Origin of the sequence: Selenomonas sp. oral taxon 126 (assembly GCF_001683335.1) — a bacterium.
Lineage (GTDB): Bacteria > Bacillota > Negativicutes > Selenomonadales > Selenomonadaceae > Centipeda.
Genome location: NZ_CP016201.1, coordinates 575,448 through 599,366, shown reverse-complemented (window position 1 = coordinate 599,366; position 23,919 = coordinate 575,448). Strand labels below are relative to the sequence as shown.

General features: G+C 59.2%; 26 protein-coding genes, 2 pseudogenes and 1 riboswitch. Of the genes and pseudogenes, 7 read left to right on the top strand and 21 right to left on the bottom strand.

Annotation, left to right across the window (positions count from 1 at the left end; translation table 11 throughout):
* The 6 genes and pseudogenes from AXF19_RS14980 to AXF19_RS14515 all read right to left on the bottom strand — a co-directional run.
* Nucleotides 1-402 (bottom strand): annotated as a pseudogene (locus tag AXF19_RS14980) (hypothetical protein); the annotation flags it as partial.
* Nucleotides 399-1,277, bottom strand: coding sequence for a hypothetical protein (locus AXF19_RS02525; protein WP_066844615.1), 879 nt, complete (start codon nt 1,275-1,277; stop codon nt 399-401). The pseudogene AXF19_RS14980 and the gene AXF19_RS02525, both read right to left, overlap by 4 nt.
* A 26-nt stretch (nt 1,278-1,303) precedes the next feature.
* Entirely contained in the window at nt 1,304-2,176 is an 873-nt protein-coding gene (locus AXF19_RS02520; RefSeq protein ID WP_066844612.1) for a hypothetical protein, read from the bottom strand.
* 50 nt (nt 2,177-2,226) lie between these two features.
* Nucleotides 2,227-2,799: a LemA family protein gene (locus AXF19_RS02515; RefSeq protein WP_084784743.1), complete on the bottom strand. Its 573-nt coding sequence runs from the start codon at nt 2,797-2,799 to the stop codon at nt 2,227-2,229.
* A gap of 181 nt (nt 2,800-2,980) precedes the next feature.
* On the bottom strand, nt 2,981-4,309 hold the full coding sequence (locus AXF19_RS02510) for a TPM domain-containing protein (RefSeq protein WP_066844608.1): 1,329 nt from the start codon (nt 4,307-4,309) through the stop codon (nt 2,981-2,983).
* A gap of 76 nt (nt 4,310-4,385) precedes the next feature.
* Nucleotides 4,386-4,682: a hypothetical protein gene (locus tag AXF19_RS14515; RefSeq protein ID WP_216634994.1), complete on the bottom strand. Its 297-nt coding sequence runs from the start codon at nt 4,680-4,682 to the stop codon at nt 4,386-4,388.
* Nucleotides 4,683-4,924: 242 nt separating this feature from the next.
* Here AXF19_RS14515 and AXF19_RS02505 point away from each other — a divergent pair, with 242 nt between their 5' ends.
* Complete coding sequence (locus AXF19_RS02505; protein WP_066844605.1) at nt 4,925-5,338, top strand: type II toxin-antitoxin system HicB family antitoxin; 414 nt, start codon at nt 4,925-4,927, stop codon at nt 5,336-5,338.
* 56 nt (nt 5,339-5,394) lie between these two features.
* Here AXF19_RS02505 and sucD read toward each other — a convergent pair whose 3' ends face one another.
* The 11 genes and pseudogenes from sucD to AXF19_RS13380 form a co-directional block, all read right to left on the bottom strand.
* Nucleotides 5,395-6,300, bottom strand: coding sequence for a succinate--CoA ligase subunit alpha (sucD, locus tag AXF19_RS02500; protein ID WP_009441456.1), 906 nt, complete (start codon nt 6,298-6,300; stop codon nt 5,395-5,397).
* Between the two features lie 19 nt (nt 6,301-6,319).
* Entirely contained in the window at nt 6,320-7,510 is a 1,191-nt protein-coding gene (sucC, locus tag AXF19_RS02495) for an ADP-forming succinate--CoA ligase subunit beta (protein ID WP_066844602.1), read from the bottom strand.
* Between the two features lie 208 nt (nt 7,511-7,718).
* On the bottom strand, nt 7,719-8,792 hold the full coding sequence (locus AXF19_RS02490) for an aldose epimerase family protein (RefSeq protein ID WP_066844599.1): 1,074 nt from the start codon (nt 8,790-8,792) through the stop codon (nt 7,719-7,721).
* Nucleotides 8,793-8,852: 60 nt separating this feature from the next.
* Nucleotides 8,853-8,984: pseudogene (locus AXF19_RS15945) on the bottom strand (secretion protein HlyD); the annotation flags it as partial.
* Between the two features lie 90 nt (nt 8,985-9,074).
* Nucleotides 9,075-9,269, bottom strand: a complete 195-nt coding sequence (locus tag AXF19_RS02485) for a ferredoxin (RefSeq protein WP_066844592.1) — start codon at nt 9,267-9,269, stop codon at nt 9,075-9,077.
* 237 nt (nt 9,270-9,506) lie between these two features.
* Nucleotides 9,507-11,240: a phosphoenolpyruvate--protein phosphotransferase gene (gene ptsP / locus AXF19_RS02480; protein WP_066844589.1), complete on the bottom strand. Its 1,734-nt coding sequence runs from the start codon at nt 11,238-11,240 to the stop codon at nt 9,507-9,509.
* 139 nt (nt 11,241-11,379) lie between these two features.
* On the bottom strand, nt 11,380-11,646 hold the full coding sequence (locus AXF19_RS02475; protein WP_006696600.1) for an HPr family phosphocarrier protein: 267 nt from the start codon (nt 11,644-11,646) through the stop codon (nt 11,380-11,382).
* Between the two features lie 231 nt (nt 11,647-11,877).
* Entirely contained in the window at nt 11,878-12,018 is a 141-nt protein-coding gene (locus tag AXF19_RS13385) for a DUF3644 domain-containing protein (RefSeq protein WP_335674942.1), read from the bottom strand.
* 102 nt (nt 12,019-12,120) lie between these two features.
* Nucleotides 12,121-12,402: a helix-turn-helix domain-containing protein gene (locus tag AXF19_RS02470; protein ID WP_066844586.1), complete on the bottom strand. Its 282-nt coding sequence runs from the start codon at nt 12,400-12,402 to the stop codon at nt 12,121-12,123.
* On the bottom strand, nt 12,392-12,757 hold the full coding sequence (locus AXF19_RS02465) for a type II toxin-antitoxin system RelE/ParE family toxin (RefSeq protein ID WP_066844583.1): 366 nt from the start codon (nt 12,755-12,757) through the stop codon (nt 12,392-12,394). The genes AXF19_RS02470 and AXF19_RS02465 overlap by 11 nt, the downstream gene beginning before the upstream one ends.
* Before the next feature lie 106 nt (nt 12,758-12,863).
* Entirely contained in the window at nt 12,864-13,055 is a 192-nt protein-coding gene (locus tag AXF19_RS13380; protein WP_084784740.1) for a helix-turn-helix transcriptional regulator, read from the bottom strand.
* A 214-nt stretch (nt 13,056-13,269) separates the two neighbouring features.
* Between AXF19_RS13380 and AXF19_RS02460 the strand changes: the two genes are divergently transcribed.
* The 6 genes from AXF19_RS02460 to thiW all read left to right on the top strand — a co-directional run bounded on the left by AXF19_RS02460 (nt 13,270) and on the right by thiW (nt 18,665).
* The gene (locus AXF19_RS02460; protein WP_066849965.1) at nt 13,270-14,064 is read left to right on the top strand and encodes a conjugal transfer protein TraD; all 795 of its coding nucleotides are present in this window, start codon (nt 13,270-13,272) and stop codon (nt 14,062-14,064) included.
* A 57-nt stretch (nt 14,065-14,121) separates the two neighbouring features.
* Nucleotides 14,122-15,129, top strand: coding sequence for a PRC-barrel domain-containing protein (locus AXF19_RS02455; protein WP_066844581.1), 1,008 nt, complete (start codon nt 14,122-14,124; stop codon nt 15,127-15,129).
* Nucleotides 15,130-15,138: 9 nt separating this feature from the next.
* Nucleotides 15,139-15,245: riboswitch (TPP riboswitch) on the top strand.
* A gap of 114 nt (nt 15,246-15,359) precedes the next feature.
* A complete protein-coding gene (gene cytX / locus AXF19_RS02450) occupies nt 15,360-16,532 on the top strand; it encodes a putative hydroxymethylpyrimidine transporter CytX (protein WP_172837348.1) in 1,173 nt (390 codons plus the stop codon).
* A complete protein-coding gene (thiM, locus tag AXF19_RS02445; protein ID WP_066844574.1) occupies nt 16,532-17,353 on the top strand; it encodes a hydroxyethylthiazole kinase in 822 nt (273 codons plus the stop codon). The genes cytX and thiM overlap by 1 nt, the downstream gene beginning before the upstream one ends.
* Nucleotides 17,354-17,362: 9 nt before the next feature.
* A complete protein-coding gene (thiD, locus tag AXF19_RS02440) occupies nt 17,363-18,184 on the top strand; it encodes a bifunctional hydroxymethylpyrimidine kinase/phosphomethylpyrimidine kinase (protein WP_066844571.1) in 822 nt (273 codons plus the stop codon).
* The gene (thiW, locus tag AXF19_RS02435) at nt 18,177-18,665 is read left to right on the top strand and encodes an energy coupling factor transporter S component ThiW (protein WP_066844569.1); all 489 of its coding nucleotides are present in this window, start codon (nt 18,177-18,179) and stop codon (nt 18,663-18,665) included. Before thiD ends, thiW begins: the two co-directional genes overlap by 8 nt.
* Before the next feature lie 189 nt (nt 18,666-18,854).
* Here thiW and AXF19_RS02430 read toward each other — a convergent pair whose 3' ends face one another.
* The 4 genes from AXF19_RS02430 to AXF19_RS02415 form a co-directional block, all read right to left on the bottom strand.
* The gene (locus AXF19_RS02430; protein WP_066844568.1) at nt 18,855-20,987 is read right to left on the bottom strand and encodes a methyl-accepting chemotaxis protein; all 2,133 of its coding nucleotides are present in this window, start codon (nt 20,985-20,987) and stop codon (nt 18,855-18,857) included.
* 229 nt (nt 20,988-21,216) lie between these two features.
* Entirely contained in the window at nt 21,217-21,636 is a 420-nt protein-coding gene (locus AXF19_RS02425) for a pyridoxamine 5'-phosphate oxidase family protein (RefSeq protein ID WP_066844565.1), read from the bottom strand.
* Between the two features lie 10 nt (nt 21,637-21,646).
* Nucleotides 21,647-22,129 (bottom strand): hypothetical protein, encoded by a 483-nt coding sequence (locus tag AXF19_RS02420; RefSeq protein ID WP_066844562.1) that lies wholly within the window; start codon nt 22,127-22,129, stop codon nt 21,647-21,649.
* Nucleotides 22,130-22,258: 129 nt separating this feature from the next.
* A partial coding sequence (locus tag AXF19_RS02415; RefSeq protein ID WP_237141663.1) for an OPT family oligopeptide transporter occupies nt 22,259-23,919 on the bottom strand: 1,661 nt, incomplete at its 5' end.

The following is a 23,919-nucleotide window of genomic DNA, read 5'->3' as shown; positions in this document are numbered from 1 at the left end:
TCCGTCCTTACTGATCTCGTATGCCGCGCCGTAGACCTCGCTCGGATAGTTGTCGCAGAGGTGTTGGAGCCCCTTTTTCTGCTCCTCTGAGATGCTGTCCCCCGCATAGTAGAGCGGATCCCTGTTCAGGAAGTGCCGACTGATGAGAAGCTCGAGCCGCCCGTCGTGGTCGAGATCGGTGACAGCGGCGTAGAAGGTATAGTGACTGCGCTCCGCCATGCCGCTCTTTAGGATGCTGTCCCATGTGTGGTAGAGGGTATTGATTTCCTCCTGTATCACACCCGATGCCGCCATGACATCGAGCTGTGCTTCGGTGTCGATCACTGCGGGGGCGGCGGAGGCAGATGCTGTCAGCGAGAATGCGGCAAGTGCCGTGATGATGGTTTTTTTCCATGCGTTCATCCTTTTGCTCCTTCCAATGCGCCGTAGACAAAGCCTGCCCACGAGGCAGCAAGGGCTTCGTGTGGATCGCGGTTGAGCTCGTCGCCGCTCACCCAGCGGATAGAGCTTGCCGGCAGGAGTGCCTCGTCAAAGGTCTGATACAGATCGGTCTGCTGAAATTGCCGTCCACTCATATTTGTATGGGCGGGATCGCCGTCAAAGACACTGGCGGAGACGTGGATTTTCCTGCAGGTGGAGGGGCTGTCCACGTCCTGATAGCTGCCTTTTTCCACGGCGAGCAGCTGACAGCGCAGCGTTCCATGGTCGAGGGCGACGCGCTGATAGGACGCTGTATAGGAGTATGAAGGATCATTGTCCGTGAAGCAGCTGCCCCGGGAGACGGTCACGGTGCGGACATGATGCCAGCGCGTGCCGTGCTCGTCAATCTCACTGAGGGGTTGGAGGTTCATCAGATCGGGCCAATCGTAGCCGTTCTCTGCGCGGAGGCGTTCGAGCCGTCCGTCCGCAGAGATCTCGTAGGCGGACAGGCTGATATCGATCGGGATATCCACAACACCCGCCGCATGGGGGCCGGATATATCCATCAGCGTCATCGCATGGCGAAACAATAGCTCAAGCCTGCCGTTGTGGTCGAGGTCGGTGACGGCGATGTGCGTCAGACGGCGGTTGAAGCGCATGAGGTAGGGATGCGGTGTCTGCCCCTCGTCCCAGCGCGCGACGAACTCGTCCTTCCAGAGTGGCTCTGCCTCCGCGATCATCTGCAGCTGTGCCTCAGGGCTCGGCGCAGCTGCGGCGGGAGCGGGGGCGGCAGATGCCGTCAACGAGAGCGCGGCAAGTGCTGCGAGAATGGTTTTTTTGAGTGAAATGAATGTCATTGCCGTACCCCTTTCGTGAAAAATCTTTATCCCTTGCCGTCAATGACACCGTAGAAAAAACCAGCCCACGAGGCAGCAAGGGCTTCGCGTGGATTGCGGCTCAGCTCATCAGCGCCCATCCAGTATACGGCACAGGACGGCGTGTAGATGTGCGTAAAATACCGATAAAATGGGCTCTGTACGAAATCTTCATGACGCATCCCTAGATGGGCGGGGTCGCCGTCGTAAATATATGCGGAGGAGGGAACTGCCTCGACGCGGTCGATGTCATAAACGTTGTAATAGCCGTTTTCCTCCGCGCACAGCTCACAGCGCACCACACCGTTTGCAATGGCGAACCGCTGATAGGCGACGGTATAGCTGTAGTGATTGTGCTCGTCCCTCGTGATGGTGCTCGTGCTCATGTTGTACCAACGCGTATTGTCGCTGTCGATCACATTGAGCGCCAGCCCGGTCAGATCGGGTGCGCCGTAGCCGTTCTCCGTCTCGGGGAGGCGTGCGAGTCGGCCGTCTGTGCCGATCTCGTAGACCGCCATGGCGAACGCTGTGGGGATGGTGCGGAAGGGATAGGGGGTGATGCCCTCCTCCACGCTGGTCATGGCAGCATGGCGGAAGAGCAGCTCCAGCCGACCGTTGCCGTCGAGATCGGTGACGGCAAAATACGTGCGAGTGGGGTCGAAGGACCGCAGATGTGGCTGCGGTGTATTGTCGTCATCCCCGCACATGATGAACTCGCTTCTCCAGAGCTTTTCCGCCTTGGCGATGGCGTTCAGCTGCTTCTTTGCTGCCGCAGGCGACGTGATGTGCTGTGCGGTGGAGGATGTGGCAGAAGCGGATGCCGCCGTGAGCATGAGAAGGGAGAGTACCGCGACGATTGTTTTCTTGAGCGAAATCTTCATGGTGTGCCTCCTTTATCTCTGTTTACAGACCATCGTCCCGTACTTTTCGGTTAGAACTTCACCTCGGGCACGGCGTCCGCGCTCTCCTTTGCCTTGAACTGGGGCTTTTGCGTCATGTTCATGAAGCCTGCGAGGAACATGCCGGGGAAGGTCGAGATGCGCACGTTGTACTCGCGCACTGCCTCGTTGTAGTCGCGGCGTGCGACGGCGATGCGGTTCTCAGAGCCCGACAGCTCGCGCATGAGTTCGAGGTACTGCGTGTTTGCCTTGAGGTCGGGATAGGCCTCTGCGATGGCAAAGAGACGACCGAGTGCGCCCGTCAGCTCCGCGTTCGCTGCATCCATCTGCTCCACGCCCTGTGCGCCCGCGAGTTTCGTACGTGCGTTTACAACCTCCTCGATGATGGTCTTTTCGTGTACGTCATAGCCCTTGACCGTGTTCACGAGATTCGGGATGAGGTCGCTGCGCCGCTGCATCTGGTTCTCGACCTGTCCGTAGGAGGCGTCGACGCGGATCTCTGCCTCCTTCAGCCCGTTATAGAGAGAGATGAAGCCGCCGAGGGCGATGAGGATGACGACGATGGTGATGATGACCCCGACGGTCATAGAGCCCTTGTTGTTCATGGTGTAACTTCCTTTCAAAAACCTTAGCCTGCCCCGCCACAGCGGGGAAGGGGGACCGCTTGCGGTGGAAGGGGCGCTTCTGACGGTAGAAAGTCACCCATCCCACCGGCGCCCCTATCGGCGCTGCGCGCCACTTCCCCCGTTTCGACGGGGGAAGCTAAAGGCGTTGCGGGCTTCACTCCTACCAATTCCCCGATGCGCCGCCGCCGCCCGAGGAGCCGCCGCCGTAGCTGCCGCCGCCCGAGGAGCCACCGCCGTGATAGGTGGGGCGGTCATCATCATCGTCATAGGTGCCGCCACCACCGCCGGAAGGCATGTGACCGTATCTGCCCGAGGAGAGGAGGTTCAGCAGGGCGGACAGCGAGAGGAACGCAAGCCCGAATGCGTGGCCCACGACATAGAGAAGCAGTCCGATGAGCGGGATCGCAATGAGGATGCCAAAGATATAGACGTAGAAGGGCTCACTGCAGCCCTCGTCGATGGAGTCCGGCACGGCGACATGAGCCTTCTCGCACAGCCTTGCGGCGACGGTGGCATAGCCCTTTCGGATCTCCTCGGAAATATCATCCTTGTCAAAGGGGAATTCGGAGCGGATGCGGTTGACGGCGTAGGTCGTGTCGTGCTCCTGCTCCATCTCGGTCAGGGCAGACCCGAACAGAAAGAAAATCTCGCGTTCTTCCTTTGCAATAAAGAGCAGCGCCGTGTTCCCGTGTGCCGCGTCCTTCAGCTGCCAGTCGATAAAGAGCTGCTGCGCAAACCGCCCTGCATCCACACCCCTCAGCGTCGGCATGGTGACAACAATCATCTGCGCGCCCGTCGCGTTCGTGAGATCGCCGCCCATCTGCTCGATCGCCGTCGCGTCCTCCGGCATCAGCATTTCGCCAAAGTCTGCCACCGCGCCGAGATGTGCGGGTTTTGCGGGGATACCGAGTGCCGCGCCAAGGCTCTCCAGTGCCACGCCGTACTCCGCAGCTGCCTTTTGCGCGAGCGTGATATACGCCGTGAGGATCGCGGGGGAGTAGTTCTCCTTGCGGAACTCCCCCTTCATCGCGTCGAGCACGCTGCCCGCATAGCCGTCCGTGATGGCGCCCTCGAGACCATAGCCGACCTCGATGCGGAAGGCGCGGTCGTCCTTTGCAATCAGCAGGAGAACGCCGTTATTCATCTGCGCGTTGCCGATGCCCCAGCTGCGAAACAGCTCGTTCGCATAGCCTTCGATGTCCGCACCGCCGAGCGTCGATACGGTGACGACGACAATCTCCGCCTTCGTCTTTGTGCGCAGCTCTGTGCCAATCGCTGTGATCTGCGCGGCATCTTCTGCCGAGATCATGCCCGCCGTGTCGACGATGTACTCCCTCTGCGCGGGTTTTGCGAGCAGTTCCTCTGCCGCAACGGACGTTCCGCCGAGCAGCCTGCTTGTGGCAGCCTCTGTCTGCGTGCCGCTCCATAGAAGTATCGTGAGTACAAGAATGAGCGCGAGGACGCCGCGCACAGATCTGTCACCGTTCATATCTTCCACACCCTTTCACGTGCAGCTTATCCTGTAATAATATTACTGTAGCATACTTTTGAATTTTTTGTAACTGTCATAAATGACAGGTTTGCAAAGTTTTTTGCAAAAAGTTGCGTTTTTCCTTATTTACAAGATTGGAAAAAGTGGTATCATATATGGTGTTAGGAAGAGCGGGTGATGTCGACGGGGCATTATGAAAAACTACTTCAAAAGATAGAAAATACCCCTGCGGATGTTGCGGAAGCACTGATAAATTCAGCCCAATCATCTTGGCGCATCCTTTTCGCCCTGCCTGTGTCAACAAATCCTCCACATAGCCTTTGCTATGCGTCCGGTTTGTTTCCTTGGCAGGACAAAAATTCTGCACCAATCTGACGGACTTCATTTTATCAGCGATTCCTTACGTTTGATGAGCTGGAAAAGCTGATGACGAAGGTTGGAGGATTCACTTGCCGAAAGGGGAAAGGCGATCACTATACCTTTTCGCATGGGAAGCTGCAAGAGATCTTAACGGTAGATTCCAGAGGAAAACATCGCCCACTGAAGGCAATCTATGTAAAAAGAGCGCTGGCACTGTATAAACGTGTCGTGGAGAAGTAAGGGGTGTGTGTCATGGCAGATGTTGATGCCTATCAGGTTACACTTTCCGCATTGTCCAAAGAGGATGGCGGCGGGTTTTTGGCGGAGGTTTTTGAGCTTCCGGGCTGTATTGCGGATGGCGAAACGAAGACGGAGGCGCTGCGGAATATTTCGAATGCGATTGCCTCGTGGATTGAAACGGCAAAGGCAGAGGGGCGCGACATACCTGCGCCGAAACTGTATACGGACGAGGCACCCAGTGGGAAGTTTACGACACGCGTGCCACGGAGCATTCACACTGCACTCATAAAAATAGCGGAGCAGGATGGTGTCAGCTTGAACAGTCTGGTAAATTCTTTTCTTGCGATGGGAATTGGTCGTGTCTATGGAGCAGAGGAGCAGCAGCGCGCTGTGCAGAACCCGACGCAAGGTGCAGCAGCCGTATAAAGCGCATACAAAAACGCCCCCGCATTGCGGGGGCGTCCGTGTCTGAAATATTTACCTCAGCAGGTGTGGCACTTGTCGTAGAGACCCTTCTCCTTGAGGAGCTTGACCATGGTCTCGCCGATGTGGGCGACGGTGTCGGCGACGGGGATGCCCGCCGCGTTGAGGGCTGCAACCTTGTCCGCTGCCGTGCCCTTGCCGCCGGAGATGATCGCGCCTGCGTGCCCCATGCGCTTGCCCGGAGGCGCCTGACGGCCGGCGATGAACGCCGAGACCGGCTTATCCTTCATGTTCTCCTGAATCCACTTTGCAGCGTCTTCCTCAGCCGTGCCGCCGATCTCGCCGATGATGAGGACGGCGTAGGTGTCAGGGTCGTCCTTGAAAAGCTGAAGCGCGTCGATGAAGTCCGTGCCCTTGACGGGGTCGCCGCCGATGCCGACGGTGGTCGTCTGGCCGATGCCCGCGTTCGTGAGCTGGAATGCCGCCTCATAGGTGAGCGTTCCGGAGCGCGAGATGAGTCCGACGTGGCCGGGCTTGCTGACGGAGCCGGGCGTGATGCCGAGCTTCGACTGGCCGGAGGTGAGGAGTCCGGGGCAGTTCGGGCCGACGAGGCGCGTCTTCTTGCCCTGCATATAGCGGCGTACCTTCACCATGTCGAGCACGGGGATGTGCTCCGTGATGCAGACGACGAGGTCGAGTTCCGCATCGACCGCCTCGAGAATGGAGTCCGCCGCAAAGCGTGCGGGGACGTAGACAACGGAGGCGGTTGCGCCCGTCGCCTTCACAGCGTCCGCAACGGTGTTGAATACGGGCACGCCCTCGACCTGCTGACCTGCCTTGCCGGGGGTGACGCCGCCGACGATCTTCGCGCCGTAGTCGAGCATCTGCTTCGTGTGGAACATGGCAGCCTTGCCCGTGATGCCCTGTACGATGACCTTGGTATCTTTATCAATCAGAACTGACATTGTATGACCTCCCTTTCGATCAGGCTTTTGCCGCGGCAACGAGTTTGACGATCTGCTCTGCGCCGCCCTCCATTGTGGGCGCGGGGAAGACGTTGGCGATCGGCGTGTTCTTCAGGATCTCGCGGCCTTCTTCGACCTTCGTGCCCTCGAGGCGCACGACGACGGGAACAGGGAGGGACTTCCCATCGGTGGAGATGATCTTTGCCGCCTCGATGATGCCGTTCGCGATGTTGTCACAGCGGTTGATGCCGCCGAAGATGTTGACGAAGATGCCCTTTGCCTGGCCGCCCTCGAGCATGATGTTGAACGCCTTTGCGATCTTCTCGGGCTCGGAGTCGCCGCCGACATCGAGGAAGTTCGCCGGCTCGCCGCCATAGTGCTTGATGATGTCGACGGTCGCCATCGCAAGTCCTGCGCCATTGACCATGCACGCGACATCGCCGCCGAGGTTGACGTAGTTCAGCCCCGCAGCAGCAGCCTCGCGCTCCTTTGGATCCTCCTCGGTCTCATCGCGGAGTTCTGCGATGTCGGGGTGGCGGAAGAGCGCGCTGTCGTCGAAGTTCAGCTTCGCATCGAGCGCGATGACATCGTCGTCCTCGGTGACGACGAGCGGGTTGATCTCGACCTGCGAGCAGTCCTTGCCGATGAACGCCGCATAGAGTCCCTGCATGAGCGCCGCCGCCTTGCGGACTGCGGGTCCCGGGATGTTGATGGCGTATGCCATGCGCGTTGCCTGGAACGGCGCGAGTCCGATGACGGGGTCGATGTACTCCTTGATGATCTTCTCGGGGGTCTCGGCGGCGACCTTCTCGATCTCGACGCCGCCCTCCTCGGAGCCCATCATGACGATGCTCGCCGTCTGACGGTCGACGACAAAGGAGAGGTAGAATTCCTTCTTGATCTTCGAGCCTTCCTCGATGAGGAGGCGTCCGACGACCTTGCCTTCGGGGCCGGTCTGATGCGTGACGAGGGTCTTGCCGAGGAGCTCCTGCGCGTAGGCGCGGACTTCCTCTTTATTTTTTGCGATCTTGACGCCGCCCGCCTTGCCGCGGCCGCCCGCGTGGATCTGTGCCTTCACGACGATAACGGGGGAGCCAAGCTTCTCCGCGTTTGCGACTGCCTCGTCGACGGTGAACGCCGGCAGACCGTTCGGCACGTTCACGCCGAATTCGCGCAGAACCTGCTTGGACTGGTACTCATGAATATTCATTTAGTCAATCCTCCCTTAATTTTTGTGAGCTGAACTCGCTGATAGCTATTATCTTACGCTTCTTTCATAGAAATGTCTAGCGATTTCGGATAAATGAGTGATTGAAAAAACTTGCTTTGCTATAATCTATTTCTATAGATAGGATGAGGTCTTAATGCAAAAAGAGTGCGTATTCCAATCCGCAGGAAATACAGCACTCTTTTATCATTTACAGATCATCCAGTTTGTAGACAGTCTCCGCCTCCCAGACCTCGCCCATGCGCAGCTCGGGCTGCGGGAATGCGGGATTTGCGGGTGCGTTCGGGAAGAACTGCGTCTCGAGGCAGAAGCCGCCGCGCCGTGGGAACGCCTTGCCGCCCTTGCCGATGAGAGGTTTCTTTGCGAGGGCGTTGCCCGTGTAGAACTGCATGCCGACCTGCGTCGTGTAGCAGGAGAGGGCAAGCCCCGTCTTTGCGGAGGTGACGCGTGCCGCCTTTTTGAGATGCGAATACGGCTCGGGCGCGATGTCGCCGCGCAGCACCCAGTTGTGATCGTAGCCGCCCGCCATCTGCAGCTGGTCGTAGTCCGCGTCGATGCGTTCGCCGATGCGGTGCGGCGCCGTGAAGTCCATCGGCGTGCCGAACACCGTGAGGATGCGCCCGTCGGGCAGGGACTCCGCATCCGCCCATGTGAACTCGTCCGCGTAGATCTCCGCCTCGTGGTCGAGCACGCTCTCTGCAGTCGCCCCTTCGAGGTTGAAGTAGGCGTGATTCGTCAGATTGCAGATTGTGTCCGCGTCGCTGACGGCGCGGTAGGAGATACGGAGCGCATCGTCGTCCGTGAGACGATAGGCGACCTTTGCCTCGAAATTACCGGGATAGCCGCACTCGCCGTCGGGGCTGATGGTCGTGAACTCCACGCCGCCGTCCACGATCTCCGCCGTCCAGAGGTGGTAGTGCAGCCCCGTCGAGCCGCCGTGGATGTGGTTCTGTTTCTTCGAGCCCGTATTCTGCTCGAGCAGATAGGGACGCCCCGCGATCGTGACGCGCCCGCCCGCAATGCGGTTCGCATGCCGCCCAACAACGGCACCCATCGAGGCGGTGTCGGCGGCATAGTCCTCGCCCGTCTCATAGCCGAGCACAATGTCGAGCGGCGCGCCGTTCACCATGCGCTCGAACTTTACGAGGCGCGCGCCGTAGGTCGTGATGGCGACCCGTGTGCCGCGCTCATTCGTGAGCGTGTAGAGATCAATTCGCTCCCCATTCGGCATGGCACCGAACGACTCCAACTTCAATTCCGTCATTGCAGATTCCCCCCAGCGGCTGCACCGCATCCAGAAACGACAGTCGAAAAGTACATATATTGGAAGCACTGATAAATTCAGCCGCGCCATCTTAGCGCATCTTTTTTGCCCGAACTTTGTCAGCAAATCCTCCACATAGCCCTTGCTATGCGTCCGGTTTGCTTCCTCGTTCGGACGAAAAAATCTGCGCAAATCTGACGGACTTCATTTTATCAGCGATTCCATTATTTTATCACAGAATCTCGGATTTGCCACGGAAAAGATGAGGAAGCGGTGAATTTATCAGCGCGTCTTTGAAATAATTGCGCCCGCAGGGCAGTCCTCCGCCGCCTCAAGTGCGTCGTCCTGTTCGGAGGGCTGCGGCTGGCGCACGAGGGCGGCGCTGCGCGCGGCGCGATCGATGCGGAAGACGGCGGGCAGCCGCTCCGCGCACATGCCGCAGGAGACGCAGGCGGCGGTGTCGATGGATAGTTTCATGTTTCCTCACATAATGAAAATGGGGTGCTGTATGAAGGCTTTTGACTTCGTACAACACCCCATTTGCTATGCTGTTGTATGTGATGCCTTGCCGTTCAAGGCTCCCCTTCCACCGCTCACGCGGTCCCCCTCCCCCGTACCCTACGGGGGAGGCTGAGGATTACGGCATATTAGCCTCCCCGGCCACAGCGGGGGAGGTGGCACGCGCAGCGTGACGGTAGGGGCACCCCAAAAAAATCAGAGTCCTGCGCTTGCGTCCGAGCCCTCGAGCATCTTGTGGAGATACGCGCGGATCTCGACGCCGTGCTCCATCTTCATGACATCGGCGAGGAGTTCCTTTGCCTGTGTCGAGGTGACGGAGCGGATCATCTCCTTGACGCGCGGGATGCTCGGTGCGCTCATGGAGAGCTCCGTGATGCCCATGCCGAGGAGGATGACGGCGGCGTACGGGTCGCTCGCCATCTCGCCGCACATGCCCGCCCAGATGCCGCGCTCGCGTGCGCTCTGGATCGTGCGCTGGATGAGGCGGAGGACGGCGGGGTTGAACGGGTTGTAGAGATTTGCAATCTGTGCGTTGCCGCGGTCAACCGCGAGCGTGTACTGGATGAGGTCGTTCGTGCCGATGCTGAAGAAATCAACGTACTGCGAGAGGAGCGGGGAGACGACGGCGGCGGCGGGCGTCTCGACCATGATGCCGATCTGCACGTCGTCGGAGTATTCCTTGCCCTCGTGCGCGAGCTCCACCTTTGCCTGCTCGACGAGCTTCAGCACGCGCTGGATCTCGCTGACGCTGATGACCATTGGCACCATCATCGCCGCCTTTCCGTAGAGGCCGGCGCGCAGGATCGCCTTGATCTGCGGGAGGAAGAGGTCGTGACGGTCGAGGCTGATACGGAGTGCGCGGTAGCCGAGGAACGGATTCTCCTCGGGGTCGATGTTGAGGTAGGGCAGGGGCTTGTCTCCGCCGATGTCCATCGTGCGGATGACGCAGATGTGACCGCCGCATTTCTCGACGGCGGCACGGTATGCCTTGAACTGGTCCTCCTCCGTCGGAATCGTGGTTGAGCCCATGAAGACGAACTCGGAGCGGAACAGTCCGACGCCCTCCGCACCGTACGTGAGCGCGTTGTCCACGTCCATATGCGTGCCGATATTCGCCGTGAGCTCGATGCGGACGCCATCCTTCGTCACAGCCGGGAGATCCTTGAGCGCGGCGTAGTGTGCTGCGAGTTTCTTTTGCTCCTCGATCTTGCCCTGATAGAGGGCACGCTCCGTCTCGGTCGGGCGGATGATGATGTCGCCGCGGCTGCCGTCGAGGATCAGCTCGTCGCCGTCCTGAATGAGATTGATCTTGTCGCCGATGCCGAGGACGGTCGGAATTGCACGCGCCTTTGCGATGATGACGACGTGACTCGTTGCGCTGCCCGAGCCGAGGATAACCCCCGCGATCTGCTCCGTCGGCATACCCGCCACGACGGACGGTTCGATTTCCTCGCCGCAGAGGATGACCTGACCCGAGCCGATCTCGGGCTCCTTGACGCCGAGAACGTATTTTGCGATGCGCTTGCCAACATCGCGCAGATCGACCGCGCGCGCGGCGAAGTACTCATCCTCCATCTGCTCGAAGAGCTGCGCCTGCTCGTTCGCCGCATCGAGGATGCCCTGCGGGGCGCTGCCCGTTGCCTCGATCTTGCCCTTGATATTCTCCGCCATCATCGGATCCTGCACCATCATGCGGTGCGCCTCGAGGATCGCGGCCTGCTCCGCCTGCTCTTCCTTCCGCAGACGTTCGATGGTCGCGAGCAGGATCTCGGTGACAGCGACGAGCGCCGCCTCCGCCTTGCCCTGCTCCTCTGCGACCGAGCCGGGCTTATACGCCGCAAGATAGCCGTCGAGGTTCTGCCCTGCGAGCATGACCTTGCCGACGGCGATCCCGGAGATGACGCCTTTTCCACGGATTGTTTCCGCCATATCCAACACCCTCCCTATTGAAAGAAGCCGATCTGCACCGCACCCATCCACGCGTCCGTGCGATCAGCGTCTCCTATGAAAAAACGCCGCGAGGCAGACAGATATTGCCAGACCTCGGGCGTCCTCCTATCGTTATGGATTACTCTTCGCCGAACTTCGAGTTGACGAGATCCGCCAGCTCCTTCACGGCTGCCGCCTCATCCTCGCCCTCGGCAATGATGGTGAGCTCCGTGCCCTTGACGAGACCCATGCTCATCAGCATGAGAATGCTCTTGGCGTCAACCTTCTTGCCCTTTGCCTCGATCTGGATCTTGGACTTGAACTTGGTCGCCGTCTGGACGAACACCGATGCGGGACGCGCATGAATGCCCGTCTTGTTCTCGATCATAACTGTTTCCTGCGTCATGTGAACCTCTCCCATCCGAATAGTTGATTTATCCTATATTTCCCCCGCCCGCGCGTATTGCTCATGCGCATGCGAATGAATGTCACAGATATTATACTATAAAATGAGAGGCTTTTCAATAAGCCCTTTACCTATATAAAGGGCAGATTTTTACGGGAGATTTGTCTACAGAATCATTTGCCTACAACTTCCCCGAAAATGCGCGCCGTCTCCTTCTTCATCTCGTCCGTATCATGCGTAATGTGTGCTTGTATTGCACAGGTCGATAATTTTTTCAAGATTGATTCGTAGAGGATCTTTGTCGTTTGTGAACACTTCCTTTATGCAGGCGTTCAATGACTTTGTCCGTTGTTTATCGCCTTTGTAATAAATGGCAGCTTCAATGTGAGGATTCTTACACGTTGCATTTTGCGCTTTTTGTAAATTGCTTTTCTAACCCCCGTCGAAATTGAGGGGGGTTGAACCATTCGACCTTCACATCGGGACGATTGCGAGCTTCTTCCCGAGTGGGGCAAGGAGTTTTGTGAGTGTGGAGATGTTGGGGCTGGTTGTGCCGCGCTCAAGGCGGGCAATGACGGGCTGCGTGACACCGCTCATCTCCTCAAGCTGTTTCTGTGTGATACCGCGATCCTGTCGTGCGCGGATCAGTTCGCCGATGAGTGCGACGCGCAGGTCGCTTTCTGCAATCTCCTCGGGCGTGAAGATGCGGCTACGGACTTCCTCCCAAGATTCGCCAATAGCACTGTTATTCTGCATGATGGCTTCCCCCTTCTATCAGTTCTTTAAGCTCTCTCTTTGCTTGTTCGATTTCCCGTGGCGGTGTTTTCACTGTCTTCTTCATGAAATGATGGAGGAGAACAAAACTGCCCTCGTGCCACGCGACAAAGAAGATGCGGTCACGCAGAGGGTGCAGTTCCCACAGGTCGCCGCCAATATGCTTGACGTATGGTTTTCCGAGACGTGTCCCTTCGCGGATTAGAGCTTCGATGTAGTCATTTATTTTGTTGAGTTTGATACGGCTGTCCTTGTCACTCCGTGCGGCGAGTTTATCAAGATACTCTACAACAGGACGCCGTCCCTGTTTGTCACGGTAAAAGTAAATCGGGTGCATCGCTTCCTCCTTCCTATATTATGCCTTAAAAGTTATTAGATAGCAAGAGCCGCCCTAGGAGCGGTCTTTTTTTATGCCCTTTTTGCGGCGGCGGTAGAGGAGGAGGCTAATGCAGCCTCTTTTTCTGCGATGAGGGCGGCGCGAAGGAAGATAATTCTTTTAGCTTTCGAACGGGGCGGTTTTCACCATTCTCATATTTTAGATATGTGACACGCCCTACTCCTATAGCTTTTGCTACTTCTTCTTGCGATAAGCCTCTTGCCTCGCGCAACTCTCGCAATCGTTTTCCAGTGTCCATGATCTCACTTGTCTAAATAAAGTAATTATTCGTAACATAATTATACATTAAAACGAGAAATGAAAAAAGGGCAGAAATGAAAAACTTTTGGAAAAAATAATCTACGATTTTTTAATATTTCCTCGGAGAGGCAGGAAATATCGCATTCGTGTCGAAAGAGTCTTAGAATACCTATGGGTGCGCGTGATGATCCGATGAGGAGGAGGCGGGGATGTTGCAGTCTGATATTCGCCTGTCCTCGCTCGTGCTTGCCGCGCTCATGGGCGTTGTTGTCGTTGCCGGGATGATTGCCCTGCGGCCGCCGCTGACGCAGATGTACTATGTGCAGCTTGGTGGGCTGATTGCAGGGGCAGGCGTCGTGGTGACGCTCTACAATTATTTCCTGACGGCGCGTCGGCGTCGTGCGGAGAAATCCGCAGCGGAGGAGAGTGCGCTGCCGGCGGAGGTCCGGGCGGTGGACTGTGCGGACGATGCCCCGCCCGCCTATGCGGCGACGGAGGAGACAGCGCTGCCCGTAGAGCCTGTGGCGCGTCCCGCGATCGCCGTGGTGACGGAGCTGAGCGCTGCGGTGCAGGAGGCGGAGCCTTTGGCATCGGCATCTGCACAGGTGTACGCGGAGGAGGAGCTGCCCGAGAGTCTGGACGCGCTGCTCGATATGGCGTACGAGGCTGCGGCGGATGTGCCGCTGCGTGCCATTGCGGCGTATCGGCGGGCGCTTGCGCGCTACCCCGAGGACTCCTATATGCCGTATCTCATCATCGAGCTCTCCACGCTCTACAAGCGGCTTGGAGACTACGATGCAGCGCTCGCCCTCTTTGATGAGGCACTGGCGCTCCCACTCATTGCAAAGAACGCCGTCATGGTGCAGGAGTTTGAACGCTCCCGCAGAGCCCTGACCGTCGTTTCTTATATGCTCACAGCGCAGGGGACACCCACGCTCCCCTTTGGCGATGTTCCAAAGGAGATTCTCGCCGAGGCAGATCGGCGCGCAGAGGGGCTTAACATCTGACATTTGGGGAATCGCTGAATTTATCAGTGCTTCCCCCAGTAAAATGGAGGAATACACATGAAGAAAAGCGTTGACATTCTCGGACTTCCCGTCATCAGTATCACCGAGGGGCGCGAGCTCGGCATGAGCAAGACGCTGCTCATCGATGCGCCGAACCGCGTTGTGGCGGCGATCACGATTGAGGACGAGGACTGGTATCGCGGGGTCAAGCTCATTCCCTACGACAATGTCATTGCGGTCGGCGAGGATGCCGTCACGATCAACAACAGCGAGAATATCCTGACGCTCGATGCGGCGGGCGATTTTGAGACGCTGCTCGACGACAATATCCGCGTCATCGGCACGAAGGCGATCACGCGCTCGGGTGTGATTCAGGGCACGATCTCCGAGATCTTCATCGGAGAGGACGGCAGCATCGAGAAATGCGAGATTATGGCGCCCGAGGGGGCTACGTCCGAGGTAACGGCAGATCAGGTCTCGATCTTTGGTAAGGAAGTCACGGTCATCTCCCCGGAGGGCGATGCCGGAAAAAAATCTGACGCAGCGGCTGCACCGGCAGCATCCGCTGTGACAGCGCCCGCAGTCGAAGAGGCTGCGGTTGAGCCGGTTGCTGAGGCTGCGCCCGTCGCGGAGATGCCTGTCGAGGAGGCAGCACCTGCCCCCGAGGCTTCCGTTGTCGAGGAGTCTGCGCCCGTGGTAGAGGCGGCACCCGCCGCCCCGACGCCCGTGGTGGAGGAGCCTGTGGTGGAGGCTGCGCCGGAGCCGGTCGCTGAGGAAGCACCGGTCGAGATTCCCGTGGCGGAGCCCGCGCCCGTAGAGGCGGCACCGGAGCCGGCACCAGTTGTCGAGGAGGCTGCACCTGCAGCGCCTGCTGAGGACAAGAGTGCGGAGCGCGTGAACGAGGATCGTCACCGCCGCTTCCTGCTCGGCAAGAAGGCATCGCGCACGATCAAGATGGACAACGGCGTTGTCATCGTCGAGGCGGGCGCGGACATCACCGAGGAAGTCCTGCAGAAGGCGAAGCTCGGCAACAAGTTCATCGAGCTGTCGATGAGCGCACAGTAAGAGCTGTAAAAATTTCATAAGGGGAGCTGCCATGCGGCGGCTGAGAGGGGGCAATGCGCCCCGACCCATAACCTGATTTGGATAATGCCAACGTAGGGAAACACGCACGCAGCGCGGCTATGTCATTGGCATAGCCGCGTTTTTGCATTAACATTACGTAGGCGTCCCCCGCGCGAACGCTTAGGGGGGCACCTACATAAAATTACCTGTATCGTGCAAGGAGATTCATTATGGAAAAGAGGACAGGACTCGGCGCGAATGCGCTCATCTGGTTTGGCGCGGGCGTCTCGCTCGCGGAGATTTTGACAGGCACATTCTTTGCGCCGCTCGGCTTTCGCGACGGCGGCATTGCAATCGTTGTCGGTCACATCATCGGCTGTGCGCTGCTCTTTCTCGCAGGGCTGATCGGTGCGCGGACGCGGCGCAGTGCAATGGAGACGGTCAAAATGGCGTTCGGCGCGCGCGGGGGGCTGCTCTTTGCGGCATTGAACGTGCTGCAGCTCATCGGCTGGACGAGCATCATGATCTATGACGGCGCGCTCGCGGCGGGCAGTGTGATGGAGCTGTCGCATTGGATCTGGTGTCTCGTAATCGGCGCTCTGATTATCGTTTGGATTCGGATCGGCATCCTGCGCATCGAGCGCGTGAACGCCGTCGCCATGACGGGGCTGTTTTTGCTCACCGTGCTCCTCTGCTCCGTCATCATGGGAGGCTCGGGCGCGGCGGAGAGCTCCGCTGCGGGAGAGGTGATGAGCTTTGCGATGGCGCTCGAGCTGTCGATTGCAATGCCGCTCTCGTGGCTGCCGCTCATCTCGGACTATACGCGCGAGGCGGAGAAGCCCGCCGCAGCTGCCGCCGTCAGTGCAGTTGTCTACGGGCTGATTAGCTGCTGGATGTACTTCATCGGCATGGGCGCGGCAATTCTCACGGGTGAGTCGGACATCGCGCAGATCATGCTCCACGCGGGGCTTGGTGTTGCGGGGCTCGCCGTCGTCATCCTCTCCACGGTCACGACCACCTATCTCGATGCGTACTCGGCGGGTGTCTCGAGCGAGAGCATCGTGCGCGGCATCTCGGGGCGCGCGGTCGGCGTCGGCGTGACCGTCTTCGGCGCGGTTGCGGCGTCGCTCTATCCGATGGACGACATCACGGGCTTCCTCTACATCATCGGCTCCGTCTTCGCGCCCATGATTGCCGTGCAGATTGCAAGCTACTTCATCCTGCGCGAGGATGCGGCGGGGCGCTCCGTCCACGCGGTCAACCTCGCCGTCTGGTTCGTCGGCTTCCTCTGCTATCGCTATCTCATGATCCTCGACACGCCCGTTGGGAGCACCCTGCCGACCATGGCGGTCACGCTTGTGCTTGCGCTGCTGGCACATCGCATATTTGAAAGGAAAGCGTAATGAACACCTCCATCCTCGCCGAGATACGGCGCAAAGCGCCCCTTATCCACTGCATTACGAACTATGTCACCGTCAACGACGTTGCAAACGTCCTGCTCGCCATCGGCGCGCGCCCCGTTATGGCGGACGATCCCGCCGAGACGGAGGAGATCACAGCGCTTGCTGCGGGACTCTGCCTCAACATCGGCACGCTGAACGCGCGCACCATCCCGAGCATGCTCCTCGCAGGAGTACGTGCGCGTGTCCTTGGGCATCCCGTCGTGCTCGATCCCGTGGGCGCGGGTGCGAGTGTGCTCCGCACTGAGACCGCCCTCCGCCTCCTCGATGAGGTGCGCCCGACTGTGATTCGCGGCAATATCTCCGAGATTCGGACGCTCGCCGTCGGCACGGGCACAACCTCGGGCGTTGATGCAGATGCGGCGGATGCCGTCACCGAGGAGAATCTTGCGGCGTCGGCGGACTTTCTGCGCGCCTTTGCAGCACGCACGGGCGCGCTTGTCGCTGTCACAGGTGCAATCGACCTCGTGACGGACGGGCGGGACTGCTACGTCGTGCGCAATGGACGCGCGGAGATGGGGCGGGTCACAGGCACGGGCTGTCAGCTCTCGGCACTCCTTGCGGCGGCACTTGCCACAGCGCCCGATGAGGCTCTCGCAGCCGTGACCGAGACGGTCGCACTCATGGGCGTCGCGGGGGAGCTTGCATGGAGCTGCATGGGCGCACATGAGGGCAATGCCACGTACCGCACGCGGATCATCGACAGCATTTACTGCATGACGGACGAAGAACTTGCAGCACACAGCAGAATCAAGAAACTCTGAGGAGGGAACATGATGAAAATGTATACCGCACTCACGATTGCGGGCAGTGATTCGAGCGGTGGCGCGGGCATTCAGGCGGATCTGAAGACCATGACGGCGCACGGCGTTTACGGCATGAGCGCACTCACCGCCCTAACGGCGCAGAACACGACGGGCGTCACCGACATCCTCGCCGTCCCGCCCGCCTTCCTCGCGGCGCAGCTCGACGCCGTATTCACCGACATCCCGCCCGACGCCGTGAAGATCGGCATGGTCGCGGACGCGGCACTGATCCGTGTCATTGCGGAGAAACTGGATGAATACGGGGCAAAGAACGTCGTCGTCGATCCTGTCATGGTGGCGACCAGTGGCGCGCGTCTCATCAGCGAGGATGCTGTGGCGGCACTGGTGGAGCTGCTCCTGCCGCGTGCGACGGTTATCACACCGAATATCCCCGAGGCGGAGGTGCTCGCCGATATGGCGATTACAGACCGCACGGCGATGACAGCTGCGGCGGCGCGCATCTATGAGCGCACGCACAGCGCTGTCCTCATGAAGGGCGGGCACAGCGTCGACGATGCGAATGATCTGCTCGTCGATGGGGCGGGTGCGCGTTGGTTTGAGGGGCGGCGCATTGCGACCACGAACACCCACGGCACGGGCTGCACCCTCTCAAGTGCAATCGCATCCAACCTCGCGCGCGGCATGACGCTCGACAGAGCCGTCGAACGCGCCAAGGCATACCTCTCGGGCGCCCTCGCAGCGGGTCTCGACCTCGGTGCGGGCAGCGGCCCCCTCGCGCACGGCTTTGACCTAAAGAGTGAATTCATCGAAGGAGAACATCGTGCTTGACACCCGCACACGCAAACTCACACTCGCCGGCATCCTCGTCGCCGTCGCCGTTCTCGGCGGCCTCTTTAGCTTCCCCGTGCTCGGGAGCCGCTGCGCCCCCGTGCAGCACCTCGTCAACATCCTCGCCGCCGTCTTCCTCGGCCCCGTGTGGGCAGTCGGCGTCGCCTTCGCCGCGAGCCTCCTCAGGAACATCGCGGGACTCGGCAGCCTCATGGCATTCCCCGGCAGTATGATCGGCGCACTCCTCGCGGGGCTCGCCTATTACTACACGCGCCGCCTCGAACTCACCTGCCTCGCCGAGCTGATCGGCACGGGGCTCCTCGGCGCACTCGCCGCCTACCCCGTCGCCGCCCTCCTCATGGGACTGAGCCCTGCGAGCTACACAGTATACATTGTACCCTTCCTGCTCTCCACGGGCGCGGGAAGCATCCTCGCGTATGTCCTCCTGCGGTTCCTCCTGCCGAAGATTCGGCGGGATTGAAATGCTTGCCGGAATTCTCTCGGCTCTTGCAGAACGCGATTCGCAGGGAGTGCGGGATTCAGGTATAGTCAGGTCATACAAAACTAGGTGTTTGAAAACGCCGAGAGCTATTTTTATACACCAAAAAGGGGCTGTTGCACGAAGTTGTTTTGACTCCGTACAACAGCCCCTTTTTTTGTCTGTATGGCCTTAAACCCTGAACTTGCCGATCTCGCCCTGCAGCTCGGTGGCGATCTCCGCGAGACCCTCGCTTGCCTCTGCGATGTCGTGCAGGGCGTGCGTCTGTGTCTCGACACCGGCGCTGCCCTCCTCGCTCGTGGCGGCATTCTCCTCTGCGATGGCGGAAAGATTCTGTACGACCTGAGAGATGGCGTGGTTCTTTTTCACAATCTCCTCTGCCGTTTGGTTGAGCCGTTTTACAACGGAGTCGGTCACGTCGACCGCCTCTGCGATGCGGTCAAACTGATGCTTTGTCTTGTCGAGATCGATCTTGCTGTCCTCGACGAGATGCTTGGACACGTCCATCGTGTCGACTGCCTGCTGTGACTTTTCCTTGAGATCGCGGATGATTTCGCTGATCTCGTCGGTGAATCCCTTGGACTGCTCGGCGAGCTTGCGAATCTCCTCGGCGACGACGGCGAAGCCCTTGCCCGCATCGCCCGCGCGTGCCGCTTCGATGGCGGCGTTGAGTGCCAACAGGTTCGTCTGAGCGGAGATGGACTGGATCATCGTGCTGGCTTCCTCGATGCGTTCCGCGCTCTGGTTCGTCTCGTCGACGACGCGTGCGACCTGCTCGGTCGCCTTCGACGTGGCCGTCGATTTCTCGATCAGCTCGCTGAGGATCTTGGAGCCCTCGTCCTTGCGGTATTTGATGTTGCCGGCAGCCTCGTTGAGGTCTTCCAATACCTTTTCGTTGACCTCGGCAAGGCGCTCGATCTCCTCGAGGTGCAGGGCAGCGTCCTGCGTCTCCTGCGCCTGATTGGTCGCGCCATCTGCGATGTTGTGGATCGCGGAGGCGACGTTGTTCGCCGAGTCTGCCGTGGACTGTGCCGTCGCGGTCAGCTCCTCGCTCGTTGCCGCGACGGACTGCGAGGCTCCGTTGATCTTGCCGACCATCTCGCGTAGGGCATTCGCCATACGGCGCAGCTCATGGGCGATCGTACCGACCTCGTCCGTGCGTTCGAGGAACTCGTGGATGCGTGTATTGTTCTCTGCACGCAGATCGAGACGGGCGAAGTTCGCGATCATCCCGGAGAGTGCACTGATCGGGTCTGCAATCCGCTTGTGAATGAAGAGGGAGAGCAGTGCGACGAGCAGAATCGTGCACAGGATCGAGATGCCGACGCAGATGAGAATCATGTGTTTCGCCTTGCCGACGAAGATGTCATACTCGGTTACCGACATGAGTGCCCACTGCGCATCGACCCCTTCGAGGTGGAGTGGTGAGAAGACGAAAATCGACTTCTCACCCGTGGTATTGGAGTTCTTGATCTCGGAGAACTCGTTGTCGTCAAAGATCCGTGCGATCGTATCCTGTGAGACGTTCGAGTCTTGGAAGTAGTTCTTCATGATCCTGCTCGAATCAAGACCGTTCGCGATCAGCGTGCCCTTGTCCGTGAACAGCGTGTAGAACTCCTCTTTCGAACTGATTTGTGCGATGGCATCCTGCAGGTTGTTGACGTTGATGCTCATGACGATCGTGCCAAGGAACTTGCCGTTCTCCATAATGGGGAAACTCAGCGTGATGAGGAGCAGCTTCTTTCCGTTGTCCTCATAGAACTGCGGTTCGGACAGATGCGCCTTCTGCGTTCGTTTTGGCTCCTTGTACCAATCTCCCTCATCGATATTCGTCAGCGCACTCAGTCCCGCCGTACGCGAGACATACATGTTGAGGCGTCCCGAGGAATCCCCGAACGCTGTTCCCGCCATCGCAGCATCCTTGCCGTCGAAAGCGTTCGGCTCAAAGACGACGCCTGCTCCGGCCAGGTTCGAACCGGATTCGAGAGCCGCATTGATAAAGTCCAAGATGAAGGCGCGATTGCGCTTCTCCGGCGGATTCTCAAGCTCCTGACGGATCAGCATCTGCATCCATGTCGCACTCATCTTTGTGGAATTGTACTGATCCTCGATGGATGCGCCGATCTTGCCTGTGGCGTTGAATTTGTCGCTCGTACCGCGCTCGATGAGCGCTTCAAATGACATATAGGCGACGACTGCCATCACGATTGCCACCATCAGGACGACACCGAACGCCATCATCGCATTGATTTGGAATCCGATGCCGCGGCCGGTTTTTCGTTGTTCCTTCAACGATTCTACCATCTTTCTTCAGCTCCCTTGATATATATAAGTGCTACCCCCGGAAAAAACGTCCTCCTTTCATGAGAAAAGAAGTCACGTTCAAAATAGATGAACTCTATTTTTAGAAATGCCCTTAGTATATGCCTATTTTCAGCTAAATTCAAGACAAAATAACAAATTAATGTAGATGATAATGATAATGATGCAACAGAAATAAATGTGGCGTGAAATGGATGAAATTGTGCGTAACTTAGAGCCGAATCTTTTCCCGGCACTTTGCCGAGAGATTCACGGTCGCCTCCGTGAGCGTGATCTCGTAGACGACGAGGTCATCGCCGATGGCGTCGATGATCTCGCGGATGCGCGGACTCTTTGCGGAAAGGGCGTCGGTGATGTCGGCGATTGTGCGGGAGGACTTCACCGCACGTCCGTGCGCGCGGATGTGCTCCATTGTGTCGTTGTGGGGCACGGTGGTAAAGGCGATGTTCGGATTCGCGGCGAGTTCAACGACCTTTTCGTTGTCCCGCAGCGTGGCGAAGTAGATGCGGCGCTCCTCCGGCGCGTAGCAGAAATTCACAATACGCACATGCGGCAGCCCGTCTGTTGTCGTTGCGAGTGCAATCTCGCATTGGATGCGCATCATGCGCTCGAATTCATCCCTTAGATTCATTTCTCTTCCCTCACTGTGGTGATCGCTCCGTCCGTATCCCACGGACATAGGCATATCTCGGTGCACTGCTCGCGGCGTCCGCAGCCGCAATGCAGAGGTCGGACTCCGCTGTCCCCAGCTCTGCAAAGGGGATCATGACGGTCTGCTCATAGCCGACGATGATGCGCAGCTCGTCCGTGAGCGGCTTGCGTTCGACCTCGGTATAGGAGAGGGTGCGCCCTGTCTCCGACCCGCTCCGATAGGTCAGCAGACTCCACGCGGGGTAGCCGATGAAGCGCGTCTTCACGTAGAGATGCTCCCCGCGAAAGATGACGCCCTCGGGCAGACGATTCGGGTACGCCTCCTCGGCGGGAATCCATACCGTCCCCTCCGCGCGCAGCGCGACAGGCACAACCTGTGTGAGCGGGGGTGCGGGCGCGGCGCTGACCTGCGCCGCAGAGGCGAGGCAGAGGAGTGCGAACAGGGCGCAGAGTGTACGAAGTATTTGCGGCATAGAACCTCCTTTATCATTCGTTTATCTGTGACTGTATTGTATCACAGAACTGTGGCGTTTTGAACATAATAAATGGGGTTGCTGCACGAAGTCGTTCGATTCGTGCAGCAACCCCATGATAGCGTCCAATTACGAGGATTTCTTACCGCTCAGTACCACCTTGCTGAAGAGGGCGAGGATGCCGAAGAAGACAATGAGTCCGAGCATCTCAGCGGTGCCCGCGAAGTCGCTGCCGACCATGGCGAGCGGGTTCTCATCGCCGCCGTTCGAGACGGAGAGGACGATGACGCCTGCGAGCAGGACGCCGACGATGGACTCGCCGACGATAAGACCCGAGGCGAAGAGTGTGCCGCGCCTGAGACCCGATGCCTCTGCCTCCGTGCCGCCTGTCTTGCGCAGGTGGCGGTTGAGGAGGTAGCCGAGGATCGCGCCGACGATGAGCGGCGTCTGGATGACGGGCGGGAGGTAGATGCCCATGCCGACAGCGAGCGGCGGCAGGCAGAGATTGCGCGTCGTGCGCTTGAGGAAGAGGTCGATGAGGACGAGGACAATGCCGACGCCGATGCCGATGTAGATGTACTCCCACGCGAGCTTGCTGGAGAAAATACCCTGTGCAATCGTCGTCATGAGTACCGCCTGCGGCGCGGAGAGCGCCTGTGCGGGATCCATGCCCGCGCGCGGCATGGCGCCGGGGAAGCCGTATGCCTCATAGAGGAGGTTCAGCACGGGGGCAATGACGAGTGCGCCGACCACGCAGCCGATGAGGAGCGCGACCTGCTGACGCCATGGTGTTGCACCGACGAGCCAGCCCGTCTTGAGATCCTGCATATTGTCGTTCGAGATGCAGGCAATCGCGAGGATGATCGAGGTTGTAAAGATGGCGGTCGCCGTCGCGAACTTCTCACCACCGGGCATCTCGAAGATGCCAAACGAGGCGCACAGCGAGTACATGACGAGCGAGGCGACGATGATGCCGAGGATGCCAATGCCGGAGATCGGACTCGAGGACGTGCCGACGAGTCCTGCCATGTAGGCGCAGGCTGCGGCGACGAAGAAGCCCATGAGGACGGCGACGCTGACACCGACCACGGTGAAGATGAGCTTCTGGCTCGGCGGGATCTGCTCGGGGCTGACAAAGGCGTAGAAGATTGCAAGCAGGCCGATGACGGTGATAATAAAGACGAATGCGATGCTCTTCATCGTCATGTCGATGTCCATGCGGTGCAGACCCTTTTCCGCATCATCGGTGCGTGCGCCCGCGATGGACTCCTTCACGCCGTCAATGACGGGGCGGGCGAGGGTGATGAGCGTCCAGACTGCGGCGACACCCATTGCACCCGCGCCGATGAGGCGCACCTTCTGCTGATAGACCGCCCCTGCAAATTTTTGGAGGGTCATGCCGTCGGGCAGCACCTCCGTCATGGTGAAGTAGGGGACGAACCCCGCCCATGCGATGGCGACTCCCGTCAACATGGCAAGTCCACTCGCAATGCCGATGAGGTAGCCCGCACCCACGAGCGCGGTGGAGTAGCCGAGAGGCAGCTGCGTCATGCCGCGCCCGACGTGGAACCACGCCGAGAGGGAGCCGCCGAGCACCTGCAGACCGTTCGTGAGGAATGCGATGATGCCCGCAACAGCGCTGCCCGAGAGGATCTCCTTCAGACCCGACTCGGACTTGCCGTCCTCCGTCGCCCTGCTGCCGACCTTCAGGATCTCGGCGGCGGCAACGCCCTCGGGGTAGGCGAGATCGCTGTGCACAACCATTGCGCGGCGCAGGGGGATCGTGAAGA